This is a genomic window from Kribbella kalugense (assembly GCF_004365875.1).
GTDB lineage: Bacteria > Actinomycetota > Actinomycetes > Propionibacteriales > Kribbellaceae > Kribbella > Kribbella kalugense.
In genome coordinates this window covers 1,105,618-1,131,721 of record NZ_SODF01000003.1, presented here as the reverse complement: position 1 = coordinate 1,131,721, position 26,104 = coordinate 1,105,618, and the positions used below count along the sequence as shown (strand labels likewise).

Below are 26,104 nucleotides of genomic sequence, written 5' to 3'. Positions count from 1 at the left end.
CGATGCCCATCGTCACCGTCCTGCAAGGCCCGCGGACCCCGGAGCTCAAGCGCGAACTGGTCCAGAAGGTGACCGACGCCTTCGTCGACAGCCTCGGCGTACCCGCCGACAGTGTTCAGGTCTGGATCCAGGAGACCCCGCCGGAGAGCTGGGCCGTCGGCGGCACCCTCACGGCTGACAAGTAACGAAGGTTCCGCTGGCGGCTTCCGCGAGTTCAGGTCCGAGGGCGCGGGCCGGTGTGTACGCACCAGCCCGGCCCTCGCCACGAGCCAGTCGTACGGCGGTCTCCGCGGCCGCGCCCGAGGTGAACTCCATCGCCTCTCCGGCCCGCAGCCACTCCTCCCGCACCGTGCCGTCGGCCCAGGTGACGACCGCATGACCCCACGAGTGGTCGCGCGGTCGTGGCGTCGGCTTCAGCTCAATCGCCGCCATCCGGCGTACGGCGAAGCGTCGCAGGGCCGGGACCTTCAGCAACGCACCGGCCAACGGCAGCAACGCCCGCACGACAGGTGCCGTTGGCATCAGACCGGACGTCGCGACGACGTCCGGCGCACCGCTGGCCACCTGCGCCGCTAACAGCTCGCCGGTAGGACCGCCGGCGGACTTCGCCGTCTGACCGTCCGGCAACGCGTGCTCCCGCGGATCTGCGGCCAGCCGCGTCCGAACCATCTGGCCGTGCTCGTACCGGAGCCCGCCGGTAGTCAGCCCAGACACGATCGACTGGGCAAGCGCCTCGCCCAGCGGCCCGCCGTCGAGCGTGACCGAAGCCATCGCGTCCACTCGTACCTGGCTCGGCGTCGGCCGATCGGCACACAGGCGAGCGACAACGGCCTCCGTCGCCAGTACGCCGAACCCAGCACCCGTGACGAACGTGCTCCCCGCGGCAACCGCCTCGTCGTGCAACGCCAGCAGCCGCGGCATCGCGACCAGATCGTTGGCCAGGTCAACGTAATGCCCACCAGGCAGGCAGGCCCGAGCGATCGGTACGGCGGTCTCGGCGTATGAGCCGATCGTGTTGACCACTACCGCCGGCCGCCGTCGTGTGATCTCGCCGGGCAGGTCGTCGGTCACGACCACCTCGGCATCGCCGAGACCGAGGTCTGCGGCGGTTTTGTGCAGTCGATCCGCGTTGCGTCCGACCAATACCGGCATACCGCCACGTTGGGCGACGCGAGCCGCGATCTCGCGCCCGGTCCGCCCGGTCGCGCCCAGAACCCAGATTTCTCCAGCCATCAGAACTCTCCATGTCTCAGGGTGTCATCACTTTCGACCATAGCAGGTTTGATGACACCCTGAGACATCACTAAGCTCAGGACCATGGCGCGATGGGACCCCGGGGCGGAGCAGCGGCTGCGCAAGGCCGCGCTCGAGCTGTACGCCGCGCACGGGTACGACGCCGTGACCGTCAACCAGATCGCCGAGCACGCCGGCCTGACCCGGCGCTCGTACTTCCGCTACTTCCCGGACAAGCGCGAGGTCCTGTTCGCCGGCTCGGAACGGCTGCCGGCCGCCGTCATCGAGGCGATCCGGGCCGTCGATCCGGCCGTCGGGCCGTGGCCGACCGTGCTCCAGGCGGCCGCGGAGGTCGGTGAGCTACTGGCCGAGTTCGCCGAGAATTCCGACGTACGGCGTGCTGTCATCGCGGCCACTCCGGAGTTGCAGGAGCGGGAGCGGACCAAGCTGGCCTCTGTCACCGCCGCGATCCGCGATGGGCTCGAGGAACGTGGGGTGCCGGCCGAGGATGCTGCTCTGGTGGCTCAGATCGGGGCAGCCGTGTTCCAGAACGCCTTCAGCCGCTGGATCGATGGTGGTATGAAGTCGTCCTTCCGGTCCTGCTTCGACGCTGTCGTCGACTCACTCCGCGGTGGGCTCTTCGAGCTCGACGACTAGGCACGGCCCGCCGTCGAACGCGCCGCCGTCGATGCCGAGCGCGAGACCGTCGGCGTACAGGTGCGGTCCGGTGAGGAACTGCGGGTCGATGCCGAGCTGGTCGGCGACGATGCTGTGACCGTGGACGATCCGGTCACCGCCGAGGTGCTGGAGCAGGACGCGGGCGATGTCGGGTCCGCTCGCGCCGCGGAACGCGTACCGCGACGTGGTCCGGCGCCAGATCTCCCACCACACCTCGATGTCGTCGGAGTGCAGCTCGGCCCGGGCCGCCGCGTTGATCGCGTCGATCGTGTCGCCCCATTCGACGTACTCCGCGGTGTCGGAGTGCATCAGCAGGTGACCGGCGTCCAGACCGAGCATCGGCTGGTCGAGCAGCCAGTCCGTGTCGTCGTCGGTGAGCAGCTCCTGGTCGCGGTCCTGGCCGCCGTTCAGGACCCAGGAACGCTCGAAGCTGCGCAGGGTGATGCCGTCGTGCGGTACGAACGTGTCGCCGAACTTGTGCGTCCCGAGGGCGAGGATCTCGTGGTTGCCGAGCAGCATCCGGATCGCGCCGTCCGGTGCCTGATCGATCAGCTTGCGGACATAACGCAGTACGCCGATGCCGTCCGGACCGCGGTCGAAGAAGTCGCCGAGGAACCACAGCCGGGCGTCCTGGCCGGCCCAGTTGCCGTCGGCATCGGTGAGGCCGGCGTCGTGCAGGGCGGGGGTCAGTTTCTCCAGGTGGCCGTGGATGTCGCTCACGGCGTACACCCGGGTCATGTCATCCCCGAATGGTCAGCACGATCAGTACGAGGTTGAGGGCCGTGACGGCGGTCGCTACCAGGCATGCCGCGAGAGTAGTCGCCCGGCGGTTGACGAGGTCACCCATGACGCGCCGGGAAGCGGTCAATCTCACCAAAGGCCAGAGCGCGCACGGGATGCCGAAGCTCAGCACGACCTGGGAAACCACCAGGGCGCGGCTCGGGTCGATGCCGATCGCAAGGACGATCAGGGCGGGAATCAGGGTGACCAGGCGACGGGCCGCGAGTGGGACCCGGCGCTGCCAGAAGCCGTCCAGGATGACCGATCCGGCGTACGTCCCGACCGAGGAGGACGCGAACCCGCTGGCCAGCAGGGCGAGCGCGAACAGCAGGGCCGGCAGGTGGCCGAGACGCTCGCCGATCGCGAGGTGCGCGGCGTCGAGTGAGTCGGCTCCGGTGCCCTTGAGGGCGGCCGCGGCCAGGACGACCATCGCCAGGTTGACCGCGCCGGCCAGGGCCATCGCGACGGCTACGTCCACTCGGGTGGCCCGCAGTACACGGGACTTACCGCCGTCGGAGTGGATCGCCTTCCAGTGCCGATCGGTGACGAGGGCGCCGTGCAGCCAGATCGCGTGCGGCATCACGGTCGCGCCGAGCATGCCGGCCGCAAGCACCAGTGACTGCGTCCCGTCGAGCCGTGGCACCAGACCGCCGACCACACCGCTCGCGGAGGGGTCTGACTTCGCCGTCGACACCACGAAGCCGATCAGTACGACGGCGAGCAGCCCGATGATCGCGGCCTCGAACGGGCGTTGGCCACGCTTCGACTGATAGATCAGCAATGCGAACGAGACCACGCCGGTGATCACGCCGCCGAGGAGCAGGGGAATCTTGAACAGCAGGTTCAGCGCGATGGCACCGCCGACCACTTCGGCCAGGTCGGTCGCGACCGCCACCACCTCGGCCTGCGCCCACAACCCGGTCGATGTCGACCGCTTGAAGTGGTCGCGACACAGCTGCGGCAGCGTCCGCCCGGTCGCGATGCTGGCCTTGGCCGCGAGGTACTGCACCAGGACGGCCATCAGGTTCGCGCCGACGACCACCCAGCACAGTAAGTAGCCGTACTTCGCGCCGGCGGCGATGTTGGTCGCGAAGTTGCCGGGGTCGACGTACGCAACGGCCGCAACAAAGGCCGGCCCGAGCAGTAACAGCCCGGACCGGCTCAGTTGCCGTCGGAGCGGCGCCGGTGCGTACATGAGAGCAGTCTGTACGACGCCGCCGACAACGCAACCCTTGTGCTGATTTTGAGACGCGAGTTACGCGCCCCAGGCGAAGTGAACCTCGAGCGAGACACTGACCGTGTGGTCGCCGGGAGTGATGTTGAGCGCTGAATCGTAGGCGGCCGCCTTGCCGGCCATGGCTTCGGCGCGGATCGGGAAGTGGCCTTGGGTCTCCGAGATCGCGGACACCGCGCCGAGCGAGAACCCGGCCAGAGTTGCCAGGTGCGTCGCCTTCTCCTTCGCCTGCTGGAACGCGAGCTCACGCGCCTGGACCAGCAGCGCGGACTTGTCCTCGATGTCGAACTGCAGCCCGTGCAGCGTCAGGCTGTTGCCTGCGGCATCGACCGCCGCGTTGAGCAGTTCACCGAACCCGGTCAGGTCGCCGGTCTCGATGGAGATCGTGTGCGACGCCCGGTACGCCGGAGCCGAGTCAGGCTCCCGGTAGTCCTGGTACACATTCACCGCACTGGTCCCCAGCCGCGACTCCTCGATTCCCAGCCCGCGCAACGCCGCCATCACCGCATCCGTACGCTCCCCGACGCGGGCAACAGCCGACGCCACGTCCGGAGCGGCATGCTCAACTCCCAATGACACCCGCAGCACATCCGGCGTGCCACTGACCTGCCCTGACCCGACAACATTCACCCCTGTGTCCATGACCGTCAGTCTGGCATCACCGGCAAGCCACGCCTGGGCGTTCCACACTGCAGCATTGACGTTCGATCTGAGGAGACTCTGATGTACACACGCCTTCTGACCGGTCTGACCACCGCACGGGACTCGGACGTGACACGGGCCTTCCGGGCCACAGACCGCAGTACGGCGTGGACGCTGGTGGAGCGGGTGCCGTTGAAGTTCCCGGCGTACCACCCGCAGGGATTCGCGCTGGTGGGTGGCCTGATCTTCATGAGCAGCGTGGAGGTGCTGGAGGCGCCGGTGACGTACCCGGTGCCGGTGGACGGCTACGACCGGACTCCGGGGAAGGGGAACGGGCATCTGTTCGTCATGGACCGGCAGGGGAACCTCGAGCGGGACGTCCGACTCGGTGAGGGTACGGCGTACCACCCGGGCGGACTGGACTTCGACGGGAAGGACCTGTGGGTGCCGGCCGCGGAGTACCGGCCGAACTCGCGGGCGATCGTCTACACGGTCGACCCGACGACCTACGCGGTGACCGAGCGGTTCCGGGTGAAGGACCACGTCGGGGGAGTAGTGCGCGACCGGACGACCGGTCGGGTGCACGGGATGAGCTGGGGCTCCCGCACCCTCTACCACTGGACTCCTACCGGCAAACAGCTCGGCAAGGTCGGCAACGAGTCACACCTGCTCGACTACCAGGACTGCAGCTACGTCGCCCACGGCAAGCAGCTCTGCGGCGGCGTGACCACACTGCCCGGCCCGAACAACACGTCGTACGACCTCGGCGGCCTGGTCCTCCTCGACCTCCGCACCAACCGCATCCTCCACGAGATCCCCTTCCCGCACTTCTCCCCCACCACCAACCACAACGCCACCCGCAACCCGGTAGCCCTCGAAACCACCCCCACTCACCTCCGCCTCCTCACAGCCCCCGACGACAGCCAAACCCCCGACCTCACCGAACTCCAGATCTACGAAACCGCACTCAGCTAGGTGTGACGGCCTCGGCGGTTGCCACTAGCCGCGCCGCCCAGTCGATGCTCTTGGCGCCTCCGCGTGGTTATCGGACTTGCGTGTCCGGCCGATCATCGTTGGTCAGCTCGGCGGCTTCGAGGAACTCGCGGGCCTTCGCCAGGTGAGCTCGGGCTTCGTCGAGTGCGGGCAACTATCCGGCCTTTCGGTTGAGGGTCTGGCGTGGGGAACTGCCGGTGATGGGTACGGCGTCCTGGCGTAGTTCGGTGACCAGGCGCTCACCGTGCCTGACTAGATCGCGAATCTCAGCGGCGCTGTATTCGACGACCTCGCAGGAGTTGCCGGACCAGAGACTTGCATGCGCGGACAGCGTGTCGAGCTGAGCCAGCCAGCGAGGATCCGAATCGTCTACATCGTCCGGCCGGACGATCAGCAGGTCGAGATCGCTGTCAGCATCACCTTGTCCGCGGGCTGTCGAGCCGAACAGCCAGATCGCCTTCGCCGGTAGCTCCCATGAGTCGGCTTCGGTCTTGATGCGTTCGAGGAGGAGCTCCCGCAGGCCGGCGAGCTGTTCGATCGCGTTGTAGGCAACGTGATCCCGGTTGATTGTGTAGAGCCGAGCGCGCCCGGCAGGCTCCGCGATGACCACACCGTTGCCGACCAGATCGTCCAGGACCTTCTGCACTCCACTGGGGCTGGCGGGTGTCCGCAGCAGCGCGGCAACCGCACGCCCGGTCAGCGGCCGGTCAGTTCGCGCGAGTACGCCGAGAACTCGGCCGTGCAACCCGGGGACGACACTCGACGCCGACTCGGAGAACTGCATGGGACCACCTCCTATGCCCACTATATCAGGCATATGCCCACTTTTAAGAGCGTAGTAGTCAGCTGGCTCTGGGGATTATTCGGGCTGGGATGTTGTGGAGGTGGCAGAGGGAGAGGAGGGCGGTGCCGTCGATGAGTTGGAGGGGTTTGCCGTTGGCGAACTGGTAGCTGGTGGGGCCGAAGCCGGAGGTGGTGATGAGGATGCCTTTGGTGGCGCCGGCGTCGACGACTGTGCCGAAGAGGTCGCGGACCGCGGAGGGTGGGACGGTGCGGGTCCAGAGCTTGGCCTGTACGACGAACTTGCCGCCGGTGATCGGTCGGGGGTCGTACGCCACGCAGTCGATCCCGCCGTCGGTCCCGCGGCGGAACAGGCGGGTCTCGAGGCCCATGCGGGTCAGCAGGTTCTGCACCAGGTGCTCGAAGGACTCCGGACTCAGGTCCAGCAGGTTCGGCCGGGAGTCGATCTCGCTGATCACGTCGACCGCGTCGACGATGCGTGGATCGGTCAGGTCGAACTCCAGTACCGGCTCGACCGGCTGCAGCTCCTCCGGATGCCGTGACACCTCCGCCGCGAAGTAGTGCCGTACGCAGGCCACCGGGTCGAGCTGGTCCAGCACCAGCGCCTGGTACTGCTCCCGCGTTGCCCGCAAGGTGATCAGGCACGGCCGCACCGTCTGACCGGTGGTGAGGTCCACCGACTCGACCATCCCGTTGAACACGACCGTGTCGACCACGCCGTACCTGTCACTGCCAAAGACCAGGTGCAGAGCCCGGAGCGCCAGCTGCGCCACCAGTTGCTGGTACAGCCGCCGCAACTCGAGAGGATCACGCGGTACGGCGAGCACTGCGTCGACCGACCGGTCATACCGGTACGACGCCTCTGCCGGTACGACGCTCACGTCCGGGAGATCCCACTCGACCGCGAGCAGCGTCGACTCGGGCACGTACCCGACCTTGCGCCGGTGTGGAAAGTCGAGCGGCTCCAGCGCCTGGTCCAGCGCTTTGCTGAAGTACCGCGTCACCGCCGCCCGGTCACGGTTCTCGACCGCACGCTCGTACGCGTCGACGCGCGCGTGCTGTTCCGCGGTCGCCTCGTCGAGCCGGCGCTGGTTCTCGACCTGCTCCCGCTGCGCCTTGGCGACCCGCTCGCGGCGGGTCTCCTCGGCGGCCCGGTGCCGCTCGATCGCCTCCGCGAACCGGTCCTCCGCATCGGCGAGTCGACGCGCGAACCTGCGTTCGGCGCCCCACCAGCGGAACGTGCCCGGCGGGTGGGGCACGAACGCATCCCAGATCGGTCCGGGATGCGCTTGGTGATCGGCCGGCGAGACCGTCGGCGGAGCTCGCCGGGGTGCGCGTTTCAGGGTTTGCAGATCGATGCCGTGGACATCGACAGCCAGAGCGTCGGCCAGGATGTTGCCCAGAACCTGGACGCGCTCCCGTACCGCAGCGGTACGTTGGGCCGCCTCGGCGGTTCGACCGGGCGGACGGTCGCTGCGGGCGTGACCTTCGACAGATCGGCCCATCGCCTCACACCTCTCGCAACTAATGTAACGGTCCAACCACGCTGCGCGACCGTTGTGACGGAGAGTTGGGAAGGACATTGCTTGCCGTATACCCCTTGTTTCCCGCCGCAGCTGTGTCTCGTCTTCAAGGAAGGAAGAAGAAGAGGGGGAGGGGAGGACCCCCTGTTTCCTGGCGCGCGTGGGCTTGCCGACGCATCTGGGCGAGGTGACGATGTGGAGATGAGCCTTCCGTCGTACGCGTCCGGGGTGTCCGAGGTTCCGTTGCTGGGGGAAACGATCGGGGCGAACCTGAGACGGACGATCCGCGAGTACGGCGATCACGAAGCCTTGGTGGAGGTCCAGACCGGAAGGCGCTGGACGTACGACGAGTTCGGCGCCGAGGTGGAGCTGGTCGCGCGCGGCCTGCTGGCGCGGGGGATCAACAAGGGTGATCGAGTCGGGATCTGGGCGCCGAACCAGGCCGAGTGGACGATCACGCAGTACGCGACCGCGTTGATGGGCGCGATCCTGGTGAACATCAACCCGGCGTACCGCACGCATGAGCTGGCCTACGCGCTGAACCAGTCCGGCGTCCGGCTGCTGATCTCGGCGACCGCCTTCAAAACAAGCGATTACCGGGCGATGGTCGAGGAAGTGAGGCCTAACCTCGCTGCCCTGGAGGAGACGATCTACCTCGGCACGGGCGACTGGGACGCGCTCCGCGACGACGCGAGCCGGATCACCGTCGACGCGCTGCACGCCCGCGAGGCCGAGCTGTCCTTCGACGACCCGATCAACATCCAGTACACCAGCGGTACGACGGGATTCCCGAAGGGAGCGACCCTCAGCCACCACAACATCCTGAACAACGGCTTCTTCGTCACCGAGACGATCGCGTTCACCGCGGACGACCGCCTCTGCATCCCGGTGCCGTTCTACCACTGCTTCGGCATGGTGATGGGCAATCTGGGCTGTACCACTCACGGTGCCTGCATGGTGATCCCGGCGCCCGCGTTCGACCCGGCCGCGACGCTGCAGGCCGTGCAGGACGAGCGCTGCACCGGGCTGTACGGCGTACCGACGATGTTCATCGCCGAGCTGGGTCTGCCGGACTTCGCGGACTACGACCTCACGAGTCTGAGGACAGGGGTGATGGCCGGATCGCCGTGCCCGGTCGAGGTGATGAAGCGTTGTGTCGCGGACATGCACATGGCCGAGGTTGCCATCTGCTACGGGATGACCGAGACGTCCCCGGTCTCCACGCAGACCAGGCGCGACGACGATCTGGACCGGCGTACGTCGACGGTCGGCCGCGTACTGCCGCACGTCGAGGTGAAGCTGGTCGATCCGGCCACCGGGCTGGTCGTGGAAAGAGGCGAGCCCGGGGAGCTCTGCACCCGTGGATACTCCGTGATGCTCGGCTACTGGGACGAGCCGGCGAAGACCGCGGAGGCGATCGACCAGGCACGCTGGATGCACACCGGCGATCTCGCGACGATGCGGGAGGACGGGTATGTGAACATCGTCGGCCGGATCAAGGACATGGTCATCCGCGGCGGCGAGAACGTGTACCCGCGGGAGGTCGAGGAGTTCCTCTACACCCACCCGTCGATCGCCGACGTCCAGGTCATCGGCGTACCGGACGAGCGGTACGGAGAGGAGCTCTGCGCCTGGATCAAGCTCGAGTCGGGCGCGGATCCGCTCGACGCGGAGGCGGTCCGAGCCTTCGCGACCGGGAAGCTGGCGCATTTCAAGATCCCGAAGTACGTGCTGCTCGTCGACGACTTCCCGATGACGGTCACGGGCAAGATCCGCAAGGTCGAGATGCGCGAGAAGTCTGTCGAGCTGCTCGGACTGACGTAACCACCGCGCCGAGACTGAAGGTTGCCCCGAGCAAACAAACCGCCACCCAGCCGGAACGGGCGTAGAGCGCGGTCGACCCGATCGCGCCCAGACCGCTACCGATCGAGTAGAAGATCATGTAGCCGCCGATCAGCCGGCTGCCCGCGTCCGGGCGCAGCGCGTAGATCCGGCTCTGGTTGCTGACATGCACGGCCTGTACGGCGAGGTCGAGAGCGATCGCGCCGATCGCTAACGCCCACAGCGACTGCGGCGTCCAGACGATCACCAGCCAACTGGCCGCCAGTAGCGCGGACGCCCCAATCGTCACCAGCTGTCCATGACCCCGGTCGTTGAGCCGTCCGGCCGGGCCGGCGGCCAGTGCACCGGCTGCCGCGATCAACCCGAACGCACCGATCTCCGTGTGCGACAACGACCGCTCGGTCAGCGGAAGCACCACCGAGCTCCACAATGTGCTGAAGGCCGCGAAGATGAAGAACGCCAACACCGAACGCGACCGGAAGACCGGTTCGTCAAGCCACAGGCCGATCGTCGAACGCAGGAGCGCCGGGTACGAGAGCCTCGCCCGCGGCTGCGGTGGTGCGGCGAAGAGCGTCAGCGCGATCAGCAGGCTGAGGCAGGCGGAGATCAGGTAGACAGACCGCCAGCCCGCGAGATCGGTCAGCAGGCCGGACGTCGTACGGGCGAGCAGGATGCCGATCACGATCCCGCTGGTGACCGTCCCCACCGCCCGGCCTCGTTCAGCCGTCGCGGACAATGAGGCGGCGAAGGCGACCAGGGACTGCGTGACAACGGCCAGCAGGCCGACTGCGGCCAGACCGATGAGCAGCATCGCGGCGTTGCGAGCGACGCCGACCAGCAGCAGAGCCACCGCAAGCAGAACGAACTGCACACGGATCAGGCGGCGGCGGTCGAGCAGATCGCCGAGCGGGACGAGGAAGAACAGACCGAGGCCGTAGCCGAGCTGGGTGACGGTCACGAAGGCGCCGACCGTGCCCGCTGAGATGCCGAGGTCGGCGCCCATCGTGACCAGTAGCGGCTGCGCGAAGTACACGTTGGCGACCGCGACGCCGGCGGCCACGGCCAGGAACAGACGCTGTGGTTGCATGTTGAAACCGTAAGGCGAAGTGGTAGCATTTTGCAACCATGGTCAAGCGAACAAGCTTCGGTACGGCGGACTGCCCGGTCGCCCGCTCCGTCGACGCGGTCGGCGACTGGTGGTCGCTGCTGATCGTCCGCGACGCCTTCGACGGCAGCCGCCGGTTCGGCGAGTTCCAGCGCAGCCTCGGCGTCGCGAAGAACATCCTCAGCGCGCGGCTCCGGTCGCTGACCGAGAACGGCATCCTCGAGCACACCGACTCCGACTATGTCCTGACCCCGAAGGGCGAGGCGCTTTTCGGAGTGATCGTCGCGCTGCGCCAATGGGGTGAGGCCTTCTCGTTCGAGCCCGGCGAGCCGCACTCCGAGCTGCTCGATCGCCGCGACGGCAAACCCCTGCGGCCGTTGGAGATTCACGCCGCCGACGGCCGGCCGATCACCCCCGCCGAGACTGAGGTCCGCAAGCTCGACTGAGCGGTCGTGGTTACACACGCGAAACGCAAGGGGCCGATTCGGAAACCTGAGTTTGTTCCGGAGGCAATTGCGCGGCAATCGGGCGGTCCTTCACTGGATGTCATCCAGAACGGACCGAACCCCGGGAGCCGGCATGCATCTCACCGACGGAGCGCATCTCCCCGTCGTCGTGGTCGGCGGCGGTCAGGCCGGGCTGGCGACGAGCCGGCACCTGATGGCGCAAGGCCTGGATCACCTTGTTCTAGAGGCGGATCGCGTCGGCAGTGAGTGGCGCAACCGGCGGTGGGACTCGTTCTGCCTGGTCACGCCGAACTGGCAATGCCGGCTGCCGGCCTTCCCGTACGACGGCCCGGACCCGGACGGCTTCATGGTCCGCGACGAGATCGTCGACTACCTCGAGGCGTTCAAACGTTCGTACGACGTACCGCTGATCGAAGGCGTTCGGGCGACCCGGCTCGAGCATGGGTTTCGGATCGCGACGACCGCGGGAACGATCACCGCCGACCAGGTGGTGGTAGCGACCGGTCCGTACCAGCGACCGCGGATCCCACGGATCGCTGAACGACTCACAGTTCCCCAGCTGCATTCCTCGCAGTACAAGAACCCTGACCAGTTGCCGCCGGGCGAGATCGTCGTGATCGGGACCGGTCAGTCCGGTTGCCAGATCGCCGAGGACCTGCACCTTGCCGGCCGCACTGTGCACCTGGCGACGGGCAGCGCTCCAAGGGTGGCGCGGTTCTATCGCGGACTCGACGTCGTGGCCTGGCTGGAGCGGATGGGCTACTACCGCAAGGGGATCGACGAGTTCGACGACGTCGACTCGGTCCGGTTCCGGGTGAATCACTACGTCACCGGCCGGGACGGCGGCCGCGACATCGACCTGCGGAAGTTCGCCTTGGAAGGGATGCGGCTCTACGGCCGCCTGATCGACGCCGACCAGCAGGTACTGCGTTTTGCCGACGACCTCGCGCAGAACCTGGACCACGCCGACGCCGTCTCCGAGGGCATCAAGGACACGATCGACGCCTACATCTCCGCCGAAGGGATCGACGCCCCGTCAGAACCGCGCTATCAGCCCGTCTGGCAACCGTCGCAGACGCCGGAATCCCTTTCGCTGCAGGGAATCAGCGCGGTGATCTGGAGCACCGGGTTCCGGAGGGACGACAGCTGGATCCACGTGCCGGTGTTCGACGGCCGCGGGTACCCGACCCATCGGCGCGGCGTGACGAGCGTCCCCGGTCTGTACTTCATCGGCCTGCCCTGGCAGCACACCTGGGGATCCGGCCGCTTCGGTGGCGTCGCCGATGACGCGCGGTACGTCGTCGATCGGATCACCGAGCAGCGAGCCGGTGTGCACTGGATCGCCGGCAAGCATCGGACGGTGGCCTGAGATGCACGTAGCCGATGCCCACCGCCATCTCGGCGTACTGCCCGCGTACCCCTTCTACGGCGGGCCTCCGGTCAACCCTGACCTCACGGCCCGCGCGACGATCGACGAGCTGCTCGCTGACCTCGATGCCGAAGGCACCGAACGGGCGCTGGTGATCCCCAACTACGGCGTACCCGATGTCGCGGTCTCGTTCGCCTTCAATGATCTCGTGGTCGAGGCGGCGGCAAAGGACGACCGGATTCGAGCCGGCCTCTGGGTCTCGCCTCGACCGCAGGACGCCGAGCTCACCGCGAAGGCGCTGACGCTGGCGACCGAGCCCGGCGTACGGGCGCTCAAGCTCAGCTTCCTGCTCGGCGGTCATCCCACCGACGACGCCGTACGGCCGCAGTTGGACGAGATCTTCAAGACAGCAAGCGACAACGGGCTCGTCGTCCATGTGCACACCTCGCCCGGCGCGGCGTCCGACATCGACCACGTCGGTCACCTGGTCGAGACGTACGCCGACGACGTACCGCTGCACCTGGTCCACTTCGGTGGCGGGATGAGCGGTCACATCAAGCTGATCGGCTCCCGGTTCTTCGACTGGATCGAGGCCGGCAAGCAGGTCTACACCGACCTGTCCTGGGCGATCGGATTCGCGCCGGGCTGGTTGGCGGCCGAGATCGAACGCCGGGGCATCGGCCACGACCGGGTGCTGTTCGCCAGCGACCAGCCGTGGGGCGACCACGCCGGTGAACTCGCCAGGATGCGCGCCGCGATGGGTGACGGCGAGCTCGGCGACCACGTTTTCCACCGCACCTTCTCCCACCTGTACGACTGACACCACAAGGAGCAACGAAATGCCCGAAACCGCCGAACTGACCGACCTCGAGACCAAGAGCCTGGGCGAGATCCCGCACCCGTCGCTGCCGCAGGGCTCCAGCATCTACGGCGGCACCAAGGTGTTCCCGGACTACCAGGCCGAGGACGGCGAGACCTACTTCACCCTCGTGCACGGCATCGCGCACGAGTCCTCGGTGAGCTTCGTCGCGATCCTGCAGGCGACCCGCGCGCAGCGGAAGGGTTTCGAGTCCGCGATCTACTTCTACGGCCCGGGTTCGCTCAACTGCCTGGCCACCCGCGGCTTCCCGACCACCGGCAACTCGGCCTTCCCCGGCGAGCACAACATCAACGAGTCGCTGAAGACGTTCATCGCCGAGGGCGGCAAGGTCTACTGCTGCCGGTTCGGCCTGTCCCTGCACGGCGCCCGCGAGGAGGACCTGATCGAGGGCGTCATCCCGACCCACCCGCTGGACGTGCAGGACGCGCTGATCCACTACGCCCGCAAGGGCGCCATCATCAACTCGACGTACATGTTCTGAGGGGGTTCCGATCATGAGCGTTGGCACTGAAGAAGCCCTGGCGGCACGGGCCGAGATGGCCGTGTACGGCGTTCAGGTGGACGCACCCGTCCGTCGGAGCAAGGGCGCCGGGCCGAGCGACGACGGGCACCTGGTCGTCGACGGTGCCAACGCGACCCTCCCGATCGTTGCTGACAGCCCCTATCAGGTCCGGGACGGCGCGGTCTTCCGCAACGGCCTGAACCTGGGCCTGTCGGTCGAGCCGGTCCGCCGGCCGAAGTTCTACGACCTGACCACGGCCGACGGCATCCCGTACCAGCAGATCGCCTTGCTGCACGGCAAGGACGTTCTCGCGACGACCGTGGTCCAGACCTGCATCCGGTACGACGAATCGACGCGATGCCGGTTCTGCTCGATCGAAGAATCGCTCCGGGCCGGCGCGACGATCGCCGCGAAGACGCCGGCCCAGCTGGCCGAGGTCGCCGAGGCGGCGGTCCGGCTGGACGGCGTCACCCAGATGGTGATGACGACAGGTACGACGACCGGCCGCGACCGCGGTGCCCGCAACCTGGTGCGGTCGGTTCGAGCCGTACTCGCGGCTGTGCCCGGTCTGCCGATCCAGGTCCAGATCGAGCCACCCGGTGACCTGTCCGTGCTGACGGAGCTCCGTGATGCGGGGGCGACCTCGATCGGCATCCACGTGGAGTCGCTCGACGACGCCGTACGGCGGAAGTGGATGCCGGGGAAGTCGACGGTCAGCTTGGCCGAATACGAGTCGGCTTGGGATGAGGCTGTCCGGGTGTTCGGTCGGAATCGGGTGTCGACGTACCTGCTGATCGGGTTGGGGGAGGACGTCGACGAGTTGGTCGCCGGGGCGGGGCGGTTGATCGAGCGTGGGGTGTACCCGTTCGTCGTACCGCTGCGGCCGATGCTGGGGACACTCGCTCGGGCTGACGGGGTGATGGCGCCGGATCCTGCGGTGGTGCGTGACGTGACGGCTCGGGTTGCCGCGTTGCTGGCGGAGGCGAACATGCGTGGCACGGATCAGGGTGCGGGGTGTGCTGCGTGCGGTGCGTGCAGTTTGCTGTCGGCGGCCGGCGCATGAGTACGACGGTGGTGCAGACGGCCGGCGTGATGCGGGCAGCCGATGTCCGTGCGCTGCTTGGCGATCCGCCGCCGGCGTTCCTGATCGAGGAGGCGGACGCGGCGGCCAAGCGGGCGTACTACGAGCTGAGGCGGCATGCGTTCGTCGAGCAGCAGGGTTTGTTCGATCGGAGCGACCTCGATGAGCGCGACGAGGATCCACGCACGATCGTCCTGATAGCGCGCGACAGCCGCGGCGAGGTGATCGGCGGCGTCCGCCTGGGCTCAGCCGCAAGCGGCCCAGACCTAGGCTGGTGGCAAGGCGGCCGCCTGGTCACCGCAGCTGTGACCAGGGGAGTGGGTGCGGCTCTGGTGCGGGCGGCTTGTGCCCGGGCGGAGGCGGAAGGTGTGCTGCGGTTCGACGCAACTGTGCAGCTCAGCACCCACCGGTTCTTCCAGCGGCTTGGCTGGGAAACCGTCCGGCCGACGACTGTTGCCGGGTCGCCGCACATGTTGATGCGATGGCCGATCAACCGGATCGCGCGGTTGACTGAGGCAACCAAGAGCGAGCTAGGCCCTTTACTACAAGGGATCGGCCCCGCCGGCTTCGTGGGTGACGACGGCGCGCCAGTCCCCGGCAGCGAGCTGATCGCCGCCTGCGACGCGATTCTCCCATCGATGGTCGAGCGGGACCCAGAGTGGGCCGGCTGGTGTTCGGTGCTGGTCAACGTCAACGATCTGGCTGCGATGGGCGCCGCGCCGGTCGGCTTGCTCGATGCCCTCGGCGCACGGGACGCCTCGGCCGCGAGCCGCGTGTTGAGCGGCCTTCGGAAGGCAGCGGACGCCTACGGACTGCCGATCCTCGGTGGGCATACCCAGCTCGGCGTGCCAGCAGCTCTGAGTGTGACCGCCCTCGGCCGGACCGCCCATCCAGTCGCCGGCGGCGGCGGACGACCGGGCCACCAGGTCAGGCTGACCGCCGACCTCGCCGGCGGCTGGCGACCCGGCTACGCCGGACGGCAGTGGGATTCGACCAGCCATCGGCGACCGGAGGAGCTGCGCGGGATGTTGGCCGCGGTTGGCAACGCGCGCCCGTCAGCGGCCAAGGATGTGTCGATGGCGGGAGTCGTTGGCACACTCGGAATGCTCGCGGAAGCCTCCGGCTGCGCGGCCGTCCTCGACGTCGCCGCCGTACCGAAGCCCGAAGCTGCGTCAATGGGGGACTGGCTGACCTGCTTCCCTGGCTTCGCGATGCTCACTGCCGGTCCGCAAGAGCTCGACGCCGGCCCGGCCGCGAGCGCCGTGTGCGGCGAACTGACCACCGGGCAAGGCGTCGTACTGCGCTGGCCGGACGGCGATGTCACCGAGGCGTTGAGCGCCGGCGTGACCGGGATGGGAGCAGCATGACGCTCAAAATGGCGGCCGTGGCCGCGAACTTCGACCGCGACCTGGAGGCCGACTTCGCCCGCGTCGCGACTCTGATCGAGCAGGCCCGCGCGTCCGGAGTCCAACTGCTCGCCCTCCCCGAAGGCGCTCTCGGCGGCTACCTGCTCAGCCTCGACGGTACGGCGGAACCGCCGCCGGCGTTCACCGTCGACGGACCCGAGATCGCCCGGCTGGCGAAGCTCGCGGGCGACCTCGTCGTCACCGCCGGGTACGCCGAAGCGGACAACGGACTGATCTACAACAGCGCGGTCTGTGTCACGGGGGACGGCGTACTCGGGCATCACCGCAAGGTCCATCAGCCGTTGCGGGAGGACGAGCACTACGCGGCCGGCGACCGGTTCGAGGCGTTCGATACACCGGTCGGGCGGCTCGGTCTGATGATTTGCTACGACAAGGCGTTCCCGGAGGCGGCGCGGACTCTCGCGTTGGACGGGGCTCAGATCATCGTCTGCATGTCGGCCTGGCCGGGTGCGCGGACGAACCCGGACCCGGACCTGGCGAAGGATCGCTGGAAGCGGCGGTTCGATCTGTTCGACCGGGCTCGTGCGCTCGAGAACCAGGTGGTCTGGCTGTCGGCTAACCAGTCCGGGATGTTCGGCTCGCTGCGGTTCGTGGCGAGTGCCAAGGTGGTCGACCCGGGTGGCGACGTACTCGCCGACACCGGCGTGACCGAGGGGATGGCGATCGCCGAGCTGGATGTCGAGCAGGCGCTGGAACTGGCCCGGCGGTCGATGGGGCACCTGCGCGACCGGCGGCCGGAGACGTACGGATCACCTGAGCTCGCGACGGTCTGATCGTGCTCAGGATCGGCGCCGTCGCGGCCGGGTTCACCCGGGACCTGGAGTTCGACCTGTCCCGGGTCGAGGCGCTGATCCGGCACGGCCGCCGCGAGGAGGTGCAGCTGCTGGTGCTGCCGGACGCGGCGCTGGGCGGATACCTGACCGATCTGAGTAGTCCGTCGCAGGACGATCTGCCGCCGGCGCTTGAGCTGGACGATCCGCTGATCGCCAAGGTGATCGCGATGGCCGGCGAGATGGTGGTCTGCTTCGGCTTCTGCGAGGCGGATGGCCCACACCGCTACAACACCGCACTGTGTGTCACTGGTGATGGCATCCTCGGCAAGCACCGCAAGGTGCACCAGCCGCCGGCCGAACGTGCGATCTATGCCGCCGGCAACGAGTTCGCCGCCTTCGACACCCCGGTCGGCCGGCTCGGCATGATGATTGACTACGACAAGACGTTCCCGGAGGCGGCCCGGACACTCGCCGTCGACGGTGCGGACGTGATCGCGTGCTTGTCCGCCTGGCCGACCAGCATCACCAACCGGGCACCGCGGATGAACGAGGACCGCCAGTCCCGGCTGTTCGACCTCTACGACCGGTCCCGCGCGGCCGAGAACCAGGTCGTGCTGGTCTCGTCCAACCTGACCGGCTCGATCGGCGGACTGCGGTTCCTCGGTCAGTCCAAGGTGGTCGGCCCGGGTGGCGACATCGTCGCGCGGACCTGGTCGAAGGCGGGGATCGCGATCGCGGAGGTCGACGTACGCGCTGACATCGAGACCGCCCGCCGGGTCCTGCACCACCTCGACGAACGCCGCCCGGAGGTCTACTGATGCGGATCGCGCTGCTCAGCTACTCGACCAAACCACGCGGTGGCGTCGTGCACACGCTCTATCTGGCCGAGGCTCTGGCCGCGACCGGCGCCGACGTGACCGTGTGGTCGTTGGCTCGCGGTGGCGACGAGGGTTTCTTCCGACCAGTGGATCCCAGGGTGCGCGTCTCGCTCGTCCCGTTTCCCGATCGGCCCGGTGAGGATGTCGGCGGGCGGATCCGGCGTTCCATCGCCGTACTGCGGGATGCCTTCGAAGGATCGCAGTACGACGTGGTGCATGCGCAGGACTGCATCAGCGCGAACGCGGCCGGCCGCTGCATCCGGACCGTGCACCATCTCGACCAGTTCACCACTCCGGAACTGGCTGCCTGTCACGAGCGAGCGATCGTCGAACCGTACGCCCACATCTGCGTGTCCACCGCGGTCGCGGCCGAGCTCCGGGCCGGATGGGGGCTCGAGGCAACAGTCATCCCGAACGGTGTGGACGCCGAGCGTTTCGCGGCGGCAGCAGCGCCCGGGCAGGCCGCGGCCCGGGAGAAGTGGCGAGCCCGGCTCGGCCGCTACATCCTCACCGTCGGCGGGATCGAACCGCGGAAGGGTTCGCTCGAGCTGCTCGAGGCGTACGCACGGTTGGGTCCGACGGACCTGCAGCTGGTGATCGCGGGTGGCGAGACCCTGTTCGACTACCGCGACTACCGATCGCGCTGGGAGAAGCGTGCGGCCGAGCTCGGCGTCACGCCCGTCGTCTTAGGTCCCGTCGCAGACGCCGAGCTCCCGTCCTTGGTCGCGGCGGCTGACGTCTTCGCGTTCCCCTCGATCAAGGAGGGCTTCGGCCTGGCGCCGATGGAGGCCCTGGCAGCCGGCGTACCGTTGGTCGTGTCCGACCTCCCGGTCTTCCGGGAGATCTTTGGTGACGCCGCGTCGTACGCAACCAGTCCGGACGACCTTGCTCGACTGCTGCTGGCAGCACCTCGAACCAACGGCTCAGCCTTGGCGGCGACCTACTCGTGGCCGGTTGCGGCGGCGGCTCATCTGGAGTTCTACTCGCGTGTTCTGAAGACGAGCCAACGGAGTGCGCAGTACATGTAGACGGCTTCGCAGGCGCCCGCGATCACGCGGCTGACGTGATACTCGACGCCGAGAGCGCTCAGCCCGGCGCCGACGCCGAGGATCCAGACGAGGTAGTTGACCGCCACCACGGCGACGTACAGCGCGACCTGTGGTCCGACCTCGCCGTGCGAGCGGAAGTTGAGCTTGCGGTTGAGGACATAGCTCAGTCCGAAGGCAGCGCAGTACGCGATCGTGATCGCCAGCCAGATCGGCAACCCGACCCAGGACCGCAGCACGGTCAAGAGCACGAGGTCGACGCAGAACGTGAACCCGTTGATGAGTACGAACCCGAGAAAGCTGGGCGGAACAACCCCGGACAACCCCCACGGCAACCGCCGGACGACCGCGGCCATCAAGGTGCTGAACGACGCACCCCGTTGCTCGGCGCGGCTCATCACCGTTGTCATGAGCCCCATACTGCCAGCCCACCCAACTCGCCCCCGCCGCGCCTAGTCGCGCAACTGGTCGGCGAACGCGTTCAGCGCCGGGCTGTCCTCGCCACGCCGCCAGACGAGGCCGAGTGCCGACTCCGGGAGGCCGCTGATCGGGACGCTGACGATGCCGCGCCACTGCCGGTTGCTCTCGGCGGTCGAGCGGCAGACGAGCATGCCACCGCGGCCGGCCGCGATCAGTGACAAGCCCTCTTGCAACGTGCGTACGTCGGGACCGCGGTGGATCAGCCCGCCGCCTGGTGTCTGCGTGGGCGCTTGCGCCTGACGCCAGTACTTCGGTGCGGGGCTGTCGATCGCGATCAGGGTCTCGTCGGCCAGCTCTTCCGCGTCGATGGACTCCCGGGCGGCGAGCCGGTGGCTGCTGCAGACCGTCAACGTTTGCTGCTGACGGGAGAAGACCGGTCCGAGCACGAGGTCGTCCTCGGCGACCGGCAGCATGACGACGGCCGCGTCGACCTCGCCCCGCCGCAGCGCGCCGAACGGATCGTTGAGCGGGAGTTCACAGACGCCGATCAGGCAGTTCGGGTTGCGCGTCTGGAACTCCGACACCGCGCTCAGGACGGTGTCGTTCGCGGCGCCCTGGAAGCCGATCTTGAGCTGTCCTTTGACCGAGGCGGCGTATTCGCGGGCGTTCTCGACGACCCGCTCCAGCGCCGCGTACGCCGGTCGCAGTGAGGTCCGGAACTCCTTGCCGAGGGGTGTCAGCGCGACCCGTCGGCTGGTCCGCTCGAAGAGAGGTCCGCCGATCCGCCGCTCCAGCGACTGCAGGAGCTGGCTGACCCGGCTCTGCGACAGGTACAGCCGCTCCGCGGTACGGCCGAAGTGCAGCTCGTCGGCCAGCACGAGGAAACACTCCAGTTCCCGGATTTCGACCGCCATCACTCCACCCTCATCGATTAGCTCAGCTAATACAAGCATGACCAGATCGCCGTTGTTCCGGACCGCCGGGCTGCCGCTCACTGGAGGTATGACGACGATCTGCGCCGACCAAGTGGTGACCCGAGGATGGGCCGCCTCCGTCACGATGGCGGCAACCGTGTTCACCGTGGTGACGGCCGAAATGCTGCCGGTCGGCCTGCTCACCCCGATGGCCGCCGCGCTTCACGTCAGTGAGGGCACGGCGGGCCTCAGCCTGACCGTCACCGGCGTCGTGTCGGCCCTGGCCTCGCCGGTTCTCCCACTGCTGCTGGGCAAACTCGATCGCCGTACGGTCCTCGTCGGTCTGCTCGTCCTGCTGGCCGCAGCCGGCTTCCTTGCCGCGGTCACTCCGGTCTTCACGGTCTTCCTGCTAGCCCGGGTTCTGATGGGTGTCTCGATCGGCGGGGTGTGGCTGTTTACAATGGGTCTCGCGCGGCGCGTCGTACCCGAGCATGCCGCTGGACCGGCGACCTCACTCATCTTCAGTGGCATCGGAATCGCTTCTGTGCTTGGCATTCCGGCCGGGGCGTATGTCGGTGAGCTGTTCGGCTGGCGCTGGGCGTTCGCCGCGCTCGGAGTACTGTCGCTCGGTCTGGCCGTTGCGCTGGGCACCTTTCTCCCGAGCCTCGCCCCGGAGCGGCCCGTTCGCCTCTGCGACGTACGAGAAGTCCTGCAAATCAAGGAGATTCGCGTCGGCCTGGTCCTCGTCGCGTTGATCGTGACCGGCCACTTCGCGGCGTACACCTATGTCCGCCCACTCCTCGAACCACACACCGGTCCGGCGCTGATCGGCACGCTCCTGCTTGCGTACGGCGTGGCCGGTGTCATCGGCAACTTCCTTACCGGCGCTCTCCGCCCGACCCGCGCCCTGATCGTCATCTCTGCCGGCATCGCGATCGCCACCGTCACAATGCCGTTGGTCGGCACCACGATGGCCGGATCCCTTGTTTTGTTGGTGATCTGGGGTCTCGCGTACGGTGGAACGACCGTCAGCACGCAAGCCTGGGCGCACGCCGCGGCACCCAACGCCCCCGAAGCATCGTCCGCCGTCTTGGTCGGCGTCTTCAACGGATCGATCGCACTGGGCGCCTTCACCGGCGGCCAGGTCGTCGACCACCTCGGTACGACGACGGTCACCTGGCTTCCTGCGGTCCTGGCGACCGCGGCGCTCGTGGTCGTGTTAGCGAACCGCGGCCAGCGCGGCTGAGTCCTCGTCGCCGAAGTCATCCTCGAGTTTCTCGGGGGAGTAGTCGAGGTCGATCCCGGCCACGTCGGCGCCGACGGCCGACTCGATCGCGCCGAGGCGGCGGGTGGCGCGATCGCCGGCGTACGTCATCAGGGCGGTCGGGTTGATCTCCGGCGGAAGGGCGGGGGAGTTGTCCATCGCCCACTGGATCTGCGTCAGCGCGTGCGGGAGGAGCTCCTCCATCGTGTTGGTGACGACCTTCCAGTTCGACTCGTCCGCGGCGACGTGCCGGCGGCAGGTGAACGTGCCCCAGGCCATGTGCCGCCGCTCGTCGTCGCCGATCCGTCGGATCAGTTCCTGCATGCCGGGCAGTACGCCGCGTGACGTGCAGAGCAAGTTCCACGCGTGGTAGCCGGTCAGGGCTAGAGTCCCTTCCACCACGTGGTTGTAGGTCACGCTCGCGCGGACCTGATTGGCCGGCGACGGGTCGTCGGTCAGTGATTTGAGTGCGACCGGCAGGGCTTCGTAGAAGATCGCGCGGTAGCCCGGATTGTTCTCGACGTACCGGTGCAGGTCCTCGGTGACGCCGACCGCGTCCAGCCAGAGCCGGAAGACCGCGGTGTGCTTGGCCTCCTCGAAACAGAACTGGGTCAGGTACATCTCGTCGCCGAACCGGCCCTCGGCGGCCATGGCCTGCAGGAACGGCTGCAGGTCCTCGGTCACCGCCTCCTCGCCCGCGATGAACTGCGAGCAGAGCATCAACGCGTTGTCCTTGTCGTCGTCGCCCAGCTCCTGCCAGTCCTTGGCGTCCTGGCTGAAGTCGATGTCGCGCGGGTTCCAGAACTTGCGGTTGCCCTTGTCGAACAGCCGCAGTGGCATCGCGTCCCAGTTCAGCCCACCGGACCGGAGCGTGCTGAAGCCTTGCCGGTGCAGTTCGTTCATACGTGCTGCCTCCTGGATTCACTCAGGCTGCGTTCTTTCAAGAAGGGCGAGAGGACGCGAGCCAGCTGCGTGGCCACCACCGCCGGGGGAGGGCCCGGCGTGACGATGTGGCTGATGACGACGCGCAAGGCGACGTCCACGCAGCTGGTCGCGTCCTCTGCCGGAACCTCCGGCCAGTGCTCCCTGACATGGGCACCGAGCCGAAGGTGGGCCAGCTCCAGCACCTGCTGCCCCCGTGTCGTCAGCAGTTGACTGGCTTGGTCCGATCCCGGCTGGCCCAGCGCCGCCTTCACCAGCGGGTTCTCCCCGGCCAGCGTGAGGGCCCGCTCGACCGCGGCCCGGAGGCCGTCGATCGGGTTGGACTCCTCGGCGAGCGCCGTGTTCACATCCAGCAGGAACCGCTCGGTCTCGCGCGCGGCGACGGCTTCCAGCACGCTCCACTTGTCGCCGAACTCGTTGTAGACCGTCTGCCGGGACACGCCGGTCCGCCGGGCGACGTCAGCCATCCGGAGTCCGTCGTACCCGCCCGTCTCGATCGCGTCCTGGGCGGCGTCCAGCAGCTCGTCCCGCAGTCGGCGTTTGGTCCGATCGGTGAACGAGTCCATGGAGATGAGGGTTTACAAAAACGGCTCCAGTGTCAAGTACCGGGACAGGATGACTTCAGTTGTCAAGCTTGGAGTAGTGCGACGCGTCGCCGGTTCGCGGCGTACTGCGGACTCCGTCGACGCTCACCGGGACGTCGCCGGCCAGCGTGATCCGGTGCAGCCAGCGCGGCAGGTCGTCGTAGTCGGCGACGCCGTAGTGCTGGGTCGCGCGGTTGTCCCAGATGGCCAGGTCGCCCGGCTGCCACTGCCAGCGGACGGTGTTGTCGAGGTTGGTGACCCGGTTCTGCAGGAGCTGGAACAACGCGGTCGTCTCGGTGCTGCTCAGCCCGACGAAGCGGCGGACGAAGTGGCCGAGTACGAGCGCTCGCTCGCCGGTCTCGGGGTGAATGCGGACCACGGGGTGCTCGGTCTCGAACAGCTTCGACTCGAACTGCTTCTGGTGCTCCTCGAACTTCACGTCGATGCCGCCGATCCGCCCCTCGTCCGCATGGCCGGCGTAGTCGTACACGTTGCTGTGCACGGCCCAGAGCGTGTCGACGAGTGCCTTCAGCGGCTTGGGCAGATTCGCGTACGCCGTGACGGTGTTGGCCCACGTGGTCGCGCCGCCGTACGCGGGCAGGGTGACCGCGCGGAGCAGGCTGATCGCGGGGATCCGGTCGACGAACGTGACGTCGGTGTGCCAGCTGTTCGCCTTGCTGTAGTCGGAGTCGATCGGCAGCACGTTCGCGGCGCCGTCGAGGCTCTTCGAGGTCGGGTGCGCGAGGGTCGGCGTACCCAATAGCTGGGCGAACGCCAGTTGGCCGGCGTCGTCCAGGTCGTGCTGCTCGCGGAAGAAGATCACCTTGTGGTCGAGCAGCGCCTGCCGGATCGCGGCGACCGTCTCCGGGGCCAGGCCGCCGCCGAGCCGGACGTTGCCGATCACGGCGCCGATCGCGCCGCCCGCCTTGCTGACGGTGATCTCCGGTGCTTCGAGTTGTGCGGTCATGTCGCTCCTCGGGTTGGTTAAGAACCATTTTCCTACTGGATTACTGGACTTAGGGGGCGTTTCGGGATGCGGACCGCCACGCAGGCAGAACCCGCCCAAACCGGGGGTTGGGAGCGGTCGGGATGTGGTTATGCCTGCGTGGCGGTCCGGGGGCCCTTGTAGGGTTGGGGACGTGTCAACCGCCGAGATCCAGCCCGCCGCCGCCTCGTTCGATCTGCCGGAGCTGGTGGTCGGCTTCGACCTGGACATGACGTTGATCGACTCCCGGCCGGGGATCCAGGCTGTCTGGGACCTGCTGGCCGAAGAGACCGGTGTGGAGATCGACACCGACCTGGTGGTGAGCCGGCTCGGGCCGCCGCTGACCTGGGAGATGGCGAACTGGTTCCCGCCCGAGCAGGTCGACGCGATGGTCGCGCGCTACCGCGAGCACTACCCGTCGTACGCGATCACGGGCAGCCTGCCGCTGCCGGGCGTGGCCGAGTCGCTGGCCGCGATCCGTGCGCTGCGCGGGCGGACGATGGTCGTGTCGGCGAAGTACACCCCGTCGGTCCGGCTGCACCTGGAGCATCTCGAGCTGGACGTCGACGAGCCGGTCGGTGACCTGCACGGCGCCGAGAAGGGTACGGCGCTTCTCGAGCACCACGCCACGATCTACGTCGGCGATCACACCGCCGACATCGACGGTGCGCACGCTGCCGGCGCTGTTGCGGTCTCGGTCGCGACCGGGCCGTTCACCGCGGACGAGCTGCGGGCGTACGGCGCTGACGTCGTACTGAATGACTTGACCGAGTTCCCGGCCTGGCTTGATGAGTATGTGCTCGAGCAGCGGCTGGAAGCGTTGATGCGGCGGCTGTCCGGCTACGACAAGCTCGTGGTCGCGTTCAGCGGCGGCGCGGACTCGGCGTTCCTGCTCGCGGCGGCCGCCCGGGCGATCGGGCCGGCCAACGTGGTCGCGGCGACCGCGGTGTCGTCGAGTCTGCCGGCTGCGGAGCTCGAGCCGGCCGCACGGTTCGCGGACAATCTCGGCGTACGGCATGTCACGCCGGACACGCACGAGATGGACCGCGAGGGGTATCAGGCCAACTCGGGTGCGCGGTGCTACTTCTGCAAGGCAGAGCTGATCGAGACGCTGCAGCCGATCGCGGACCAGTTCGGCATCACCGCCATTGCGACCGGGACGAACGCCGACGACGCGATCGCCGGGTTCCGGCCGGGGATCCGGGCCGCGTTCGAGCGGGGTGCGCTGACGCCGCTGAAGGACGCGCGGCTGACCAAGGCGCAGATTCGTACGGCGTCACGCAGCTGGGGACTCGAGACCTCGGACAAGCCGGCCGCGGCCTGCCTGTCCAGCCGGATCGCGTACGGCATCCGGATCACGCCGAACCTGCTCGCCCGGGTCGACCGGGCCGAGCAGGCGGTCCGCTCGCAGTTGGCGTCGTACGGCTTGCAGAACGTTCGCGTCCGCGACCTCGGGGACAGCGCGTCGATCGAGATCGACGCGGCGCTGCTCGATCAGGTGGACCAGCAGGCGCTGGTTGATGCGGTGGTGGCGGAAGGCTTCCCGGCGGCGCAGGTCGACCAGCGCGGGTTCCGGTCCGGATCGATGAACGAGCGGCTGCCGGATCCGGAGAAGTACCGGAGTTTGTGAGGTGCGGGAGACTGCTGGTTCAGGTATTTTCCCGGAGGCGCGGTAGCTCCGGGTCACGTACGCTGGGGTTCCCGATCGGGCCGCCTGCCCGCTCTGTTTTCCGACGATTGA

General features: G+C 68.0%; 27 protein-coding genes. 15 read left to right on the top strand and 12 right to left on the bottom strand.

The annotated features are described in order from the left end of the window. Positions 1-2: 2 nt before the first annotated feature. Positions 3-185 (top strand): 4-oxalocrotonate tautomerase DmpI, encoded by a 183-nt coding sequence (gene dmpI / locus EV650_RS36910; protein WP_134123770.1) that lies wholly within the window; start codon positions 3-5, stop codon positions 183-185. On the opposite strand, the gene EV650_RS36905 is transcribed toward dmpI, so the two are convergent. Further along, a complete protein-coding gene (locus tag EV650_RS36905; RefSeq protein WP_134123769.1) occupies positions 169-1,233 on the bottom strand; it encodes a saccharopine dehydrogenase NADP-binding domain-containing protein in 1,065 nt (354 codons plus the stop codon). The genes dmpI and EV650_RS36905 overlap by 17 nt on opposite strands. A gap of 84 nt (positions 1,234-1,317) precedes the next feature. On the opposite strand from EV650_RS36905, the gene EV650_RS36900 reads away from it, so the two are divergent. Next, positions 1,318-1,890: a TetR/AcrR family transcriptional regulator gene (locus tag EV650_RS36900; RefSeq protein WP_134123768.1), complete on the top strand. Its 573-nt coding sequence runs from the start codon at positions 1,318-1,320 to the stop codon at positions 1,888-1,890. Here the strand turns inward: EV650_RS36900 and EV650_RS36895 are convergent. The 3 genes from EV650_RS36895 to EV650_RS36885 are packed head-to-tail and all read right to left on the bottom strand — an operon-like array spanning position 1,855 to position 4,567. Next, positions 1,855-2,631 carry a metallophosphoesterase gene (locus EV650_RS36895; protein WP_238174720.1) on the bottom strand — a complete coding sequence of 259 codons (777 nt, stop codon included), beginning with the start codon at positions 2,629-2,631 and terminating at the stop codon, positions 1,855-1,857. The genes EV650_RS36900 and EV650_RS36895 overlap by 36 nt on opposite strands. A gap of 19 nt (positions 2,632-2,650) precedes the next feature. Further along, on the bottom strand, positions 2,651-3,886 hold the full coding sequence (locus EV650_RS36890; protein ID WP_134123766.1) for an Nramp family divalent metal transporter: 1,236 nt from the start codon (positions 3,884-3,886) through the stop codon (positions 2,651-2,653). Positions 3,887-3,946: 60 nt separating this feature from the next. Next, positions 3,947-4,567: an SIMPL domain-containing protein gene (locus EV650_RS36885; RefSeq protein ID WP_134123765.1), complete on the bottom strand. Its 621-nt coding sequence runs from the start codon at positions 4,565-4,567 to the stop codon at positions 3,947-3,949. An 81-nt stretch (positions 4,568-4,648) separates the two neighbouring features. On the opposite strand from EV650_RS36885, the gene EV650_RS36880 reads away from it, so the two are divergent. Further along, positions 4,649-5,542 (top strand): DUF6454 family protein, encoded by an 894-nt coding sequence (locus EV650_RS36880; RefSeq protein ID WP_134123764.1) that lies wholly within the window; start codon positions 4,649-4,651, stop codon positions 5,540-5,542. Positions 5,543-5,714: 172 nt separating this feature from the next. Here the strand turns inward: EV650_RS36880 and EV650_RS36875 are convergent, their stop codons facing one another. Then, positions 5,715-6,344 carry a nucleotidyltransferase domain-containing protein gene (locus tag EV650_RS36875; protein WP_166678399.1) on the bottom strand — a complete coding sequence of 210 codons (630 nt, stop codon included), beginning with the start codon at positions 6,342-6,344 and terminating at the stop codon, positions 5,715-5,717. Positions 6,345-6,402: 58 nt separating this feature from the next. Continuing rightward, positions 6,403-7,866: a restriction endonuclease gene (locus tag EV650_RS36870; protein ID WP_134123762.1), complete on the bottom strand. Its 1,464-nt coding sequence runs from the start codon at positions 7,864-7,866 to the stop codon at positions 6,403-6,405. Positions 7,867-8,085: 219 nt separating this feature from the next. Here EV650_RS36870 and EV650_RS36865 point away from each other — a divergent pair, with 219 nt between their 5' ends. Continuing rightward, a complete protein-coding gene (locus tag EV650_RS36865; RefSeq protein WP_134123761.1) occupies positions 8,086-9,708 on the top strand; it encodes an AMP-binding protein in 1,623 nt (540 codons plus the stop codon). Here the strand turns inward: EV650_RS36865 and EV650_RS36860 are convergent. Continuing rightward, the gene (locus EV650_RS36860; protein ID WP_134123760.1) at positions 9,644-10,813 is read right to left on the bottom strand and encodes an MFS transporter; all 1,170 of its coding nucleotides are present in this window, start codon (positions 10,811-10,813) and stop codon (positions 9,644-9,646) included. The two genes, EV650_RS36865 and EV650_RS36860, sit on opposite strands and share 65 nt — an antisense overlap. Positions 10,814-10,851: 38 nt before the next feature. On the opposite strand from EV650_RS36860, the gene EV650_RS36855 reads away from it, so the two are divergent. The 9 genes from EV650_RS36855 to EV650_RS36815 all read left to right on the top strand — a co-directional run bounded on the left by EV650_RS36855 (position 10,852) and on the right by EV650_RS36815 (position 19,236). Further along, positions 10,852-11,277 carry a winged helix-turn-helix transcriptional regulator gene (locus EV650_RS36855; RefSeq protein WP_134123759.1) on the top strand — a complete coding sequence of 142 codons (426 nt, stop codon included), beginning with the start codon at positions 10,852-10,854 and terminating at the stop codon, positions 11,275-11,277. 133 nt (positions 11,278-11,410) lie between these two features. Further along, complete coding sequence (locus EV650_RS36850) at positions 11,411-12,667, top strand: MSMEG_0569 family flavin-dependent oxidoreductase (protein ID WP_134123758.1); 1,257 nt, start codon at positions 11,411-11,413, stop codon at positions 12,665-12,667. 1 nt (position 12,668) lies between these two features. After that, on the top strand, positions 12,669-13,487 hold the full coding sequence (locus tag EV650_RS36845; RefSeq protein ID WP_134123757.1) for an amidohydrolase family protein: 819 nt from the start codon (positions 12,669-12,671) through the stop codon (positions 13,485-13,487). Between the two features lie 19 nt (positions 13,488-13,506). Next, the gene (locus EV650_RS36840; protein WP_130441080.1) at positions 13,507-14,028 is read left to right on the top strand and encodes an MSMEG_0572/Sll0783 family nitrogen starvation response protein; all 522 of its coding nucleotides are present in this window, start codon (positions 13,507-13,509) and stop codon (positions 14,026-14,028) included. A gap of 13 nt (positions 14,029-14,041) precedes the next feature. Continuing rightward, the gene (locus tag EV650_RS36835) at positions 14,042-15,112 is read left to right on the top strand and encodes an MSMEG_0568 family radical SAM protein (RefSeq protein ID WP_134123756.1); all 1,071 of its coding nucleotides are present in this window, start codon (positions 14,042-14,044) and stop codon (positions 15,110-15,112) included. Continuing rightward, positions 15,109-16,497, top strand: a complete 1,389-nt coding sequence (locus EV650_RS36830) for an MSMEG_0567/sll0787 family protein (protein WP_238174719.1) — start codon at positions 15,109-15,111, stop codon at positions 16,495-16,497. The genes EV650_RS36835 and EV650_RS36830 overlap by 4 nt, the downstream gene beginning before the upstream one ends. Then, positions 16,494-17,330 carry a carbon-nitrogen hydrolase family protein gene (locus EV650_RS36825; protein WP_202875227.1) on the top strand — a complete coding sequence of 279 codons (837 nt, stop codon included), beginning with the start codon at positions 16,494-16,496 and terminating at the stop codon, positions 17,328-17,330. The genes EV650_RS36830 and EV650_RS36825 overlap by 4 nt, the downstream gene beginning before the upstream one ends. A gap of 2 nt (positions 17,331-17,332) precedes the next feature. After that, positions 17,333-18,148 carry a carbon-nitrogen hydrolase family protein gene (locus tag EV650_RS36820; protein WP_238174718.1) on the top strand — a complete coding sequence of 272 codons (816 nt, stop codon included), beginning with the start codon at positions 17,333-17,335 and terminating at the stop codon, positions 18,146-18,148. Then, a complete protein-coding gene (locus tag EV650_RS36815) occupies positions 18,148-19,236 on the top strand; it encodes an MSMEG_0565 family glycosyltransferase (RefSeq protein WP_134123754.1) in 1,089 nt (362 codons plus the stop codon). The genes EV650_RS36820 and EV650_RS36815 overlap by 1 nt, the downstream gene beginning before the upstream one ends. Here the strand turns inward: EV650_RS36815 and EV650_RS36810 are convergent. Further along, positions 19,188-19,664 carry a GtrA family protein gene (locus EV650_RS36810; RefSeq protein WP_134123753.1) on the bottom strand — a complete coding sequence of 159 codons (477 nt, stop codon included), beginning with the start codon at positions 19,662-19,664 and terminating at the stop codon, positions 19,188-19,190. The two genes, EV650_RS36815 and EV650_RS36810, sit on opposite strands and share 49 nt — an antisense overlap. A 42-nt stretch (positions 19,665-19,706) precedes the next feature. Next, positions 19,707-20,588, bottom strand: a complete 882-nt coding sequence (locus EV650_RS36805; RefSeq protein ID WP_202875225.1) for a LysR family transcriptional regulator — start codon at positions 20,586-20,588, stop codon at positions 19,707-19,709. A 37-nt stretch (positions 20,589-20,625) separates the two neighbouring features. On the opposite strand from EV650_RS36805, the gene EV650_RS36800 reads away from it, so the two are divergent. Further along, entirely contained in the window at positions 20,626-21,834 is a 1,209-nt protein-coding gene (locus EV650_RS36800) for an MFS transporter (RefSeq protein ID WP_238174717.1), read from the top strand. On the opposite strand, the gene EV650_RS36795 is transcribed toward EV650_RS36800, so the two are convergent. The 3 genes from EV650_RS36795 to EV650_RS36785 are packed head-to-tail and all read right to left on the bottom strand — an operon-like array spanning position 21,808 to position 24,345. Continuing rightward, a complete protein-coding gene (locus EV650_RS36795; RefSeq protein WP_134123751.1) occupies positions 21,808-22,755 on the bottom strand; it encodes a R2-like ligand-binding oxidase in 948 nt (315 codons plus the stop codon). The two genes, EV650_RS36800 and EV650_RS36795, sit on opposite strands and share 27 nt — an antisense overlap. Further along, positions 22,752-23,360, bottom strand: a complete 609-nt coding sequence (locus EV650_RS36790; RefSeq protein ID WP_134123750.1) for a TetR/AcrR family transcriptional regulator — start codon at positions 23,358-23,360, stop codon at positions 22,752-22,754. Before EV650_RS36790 ends, EV650_RS36795 begins: the two co-directional genes overlap by 4 nt. Positions 23,361-23,415: 55 nt before the next feature. Next, the gene (locus EV650_RS36785) at positions 23,416-24,345 is read right to left on the bottom strand and encodes a TauD/TfdA dioxygenase family protein (RefSeq protein WP_134123749.1); all 930 of its coding nucleotides are present in this window, start codon (positions 24,343-24,345) and stop codon (positions 23,416-23,418) included. A 172-nt stretch (positions 24,346-24,517) separates the two neighbouring features. On the opposite strand from EV650_RS36785, the gene larE reads away from it, so the two are divergent. Beyond that, entirely contained in the window at positions 24,518-25,993 is a 1,476-nt protein-coding gene (gene larE / locus EV650_RS36780; RefSeq protein ID WP_134123748.1) for an ATP-dependent sacrificial sulfur transferase LarE, read from the top strand. Positions 25,994-26,104 lie beyond the last annotated feature (111 nt).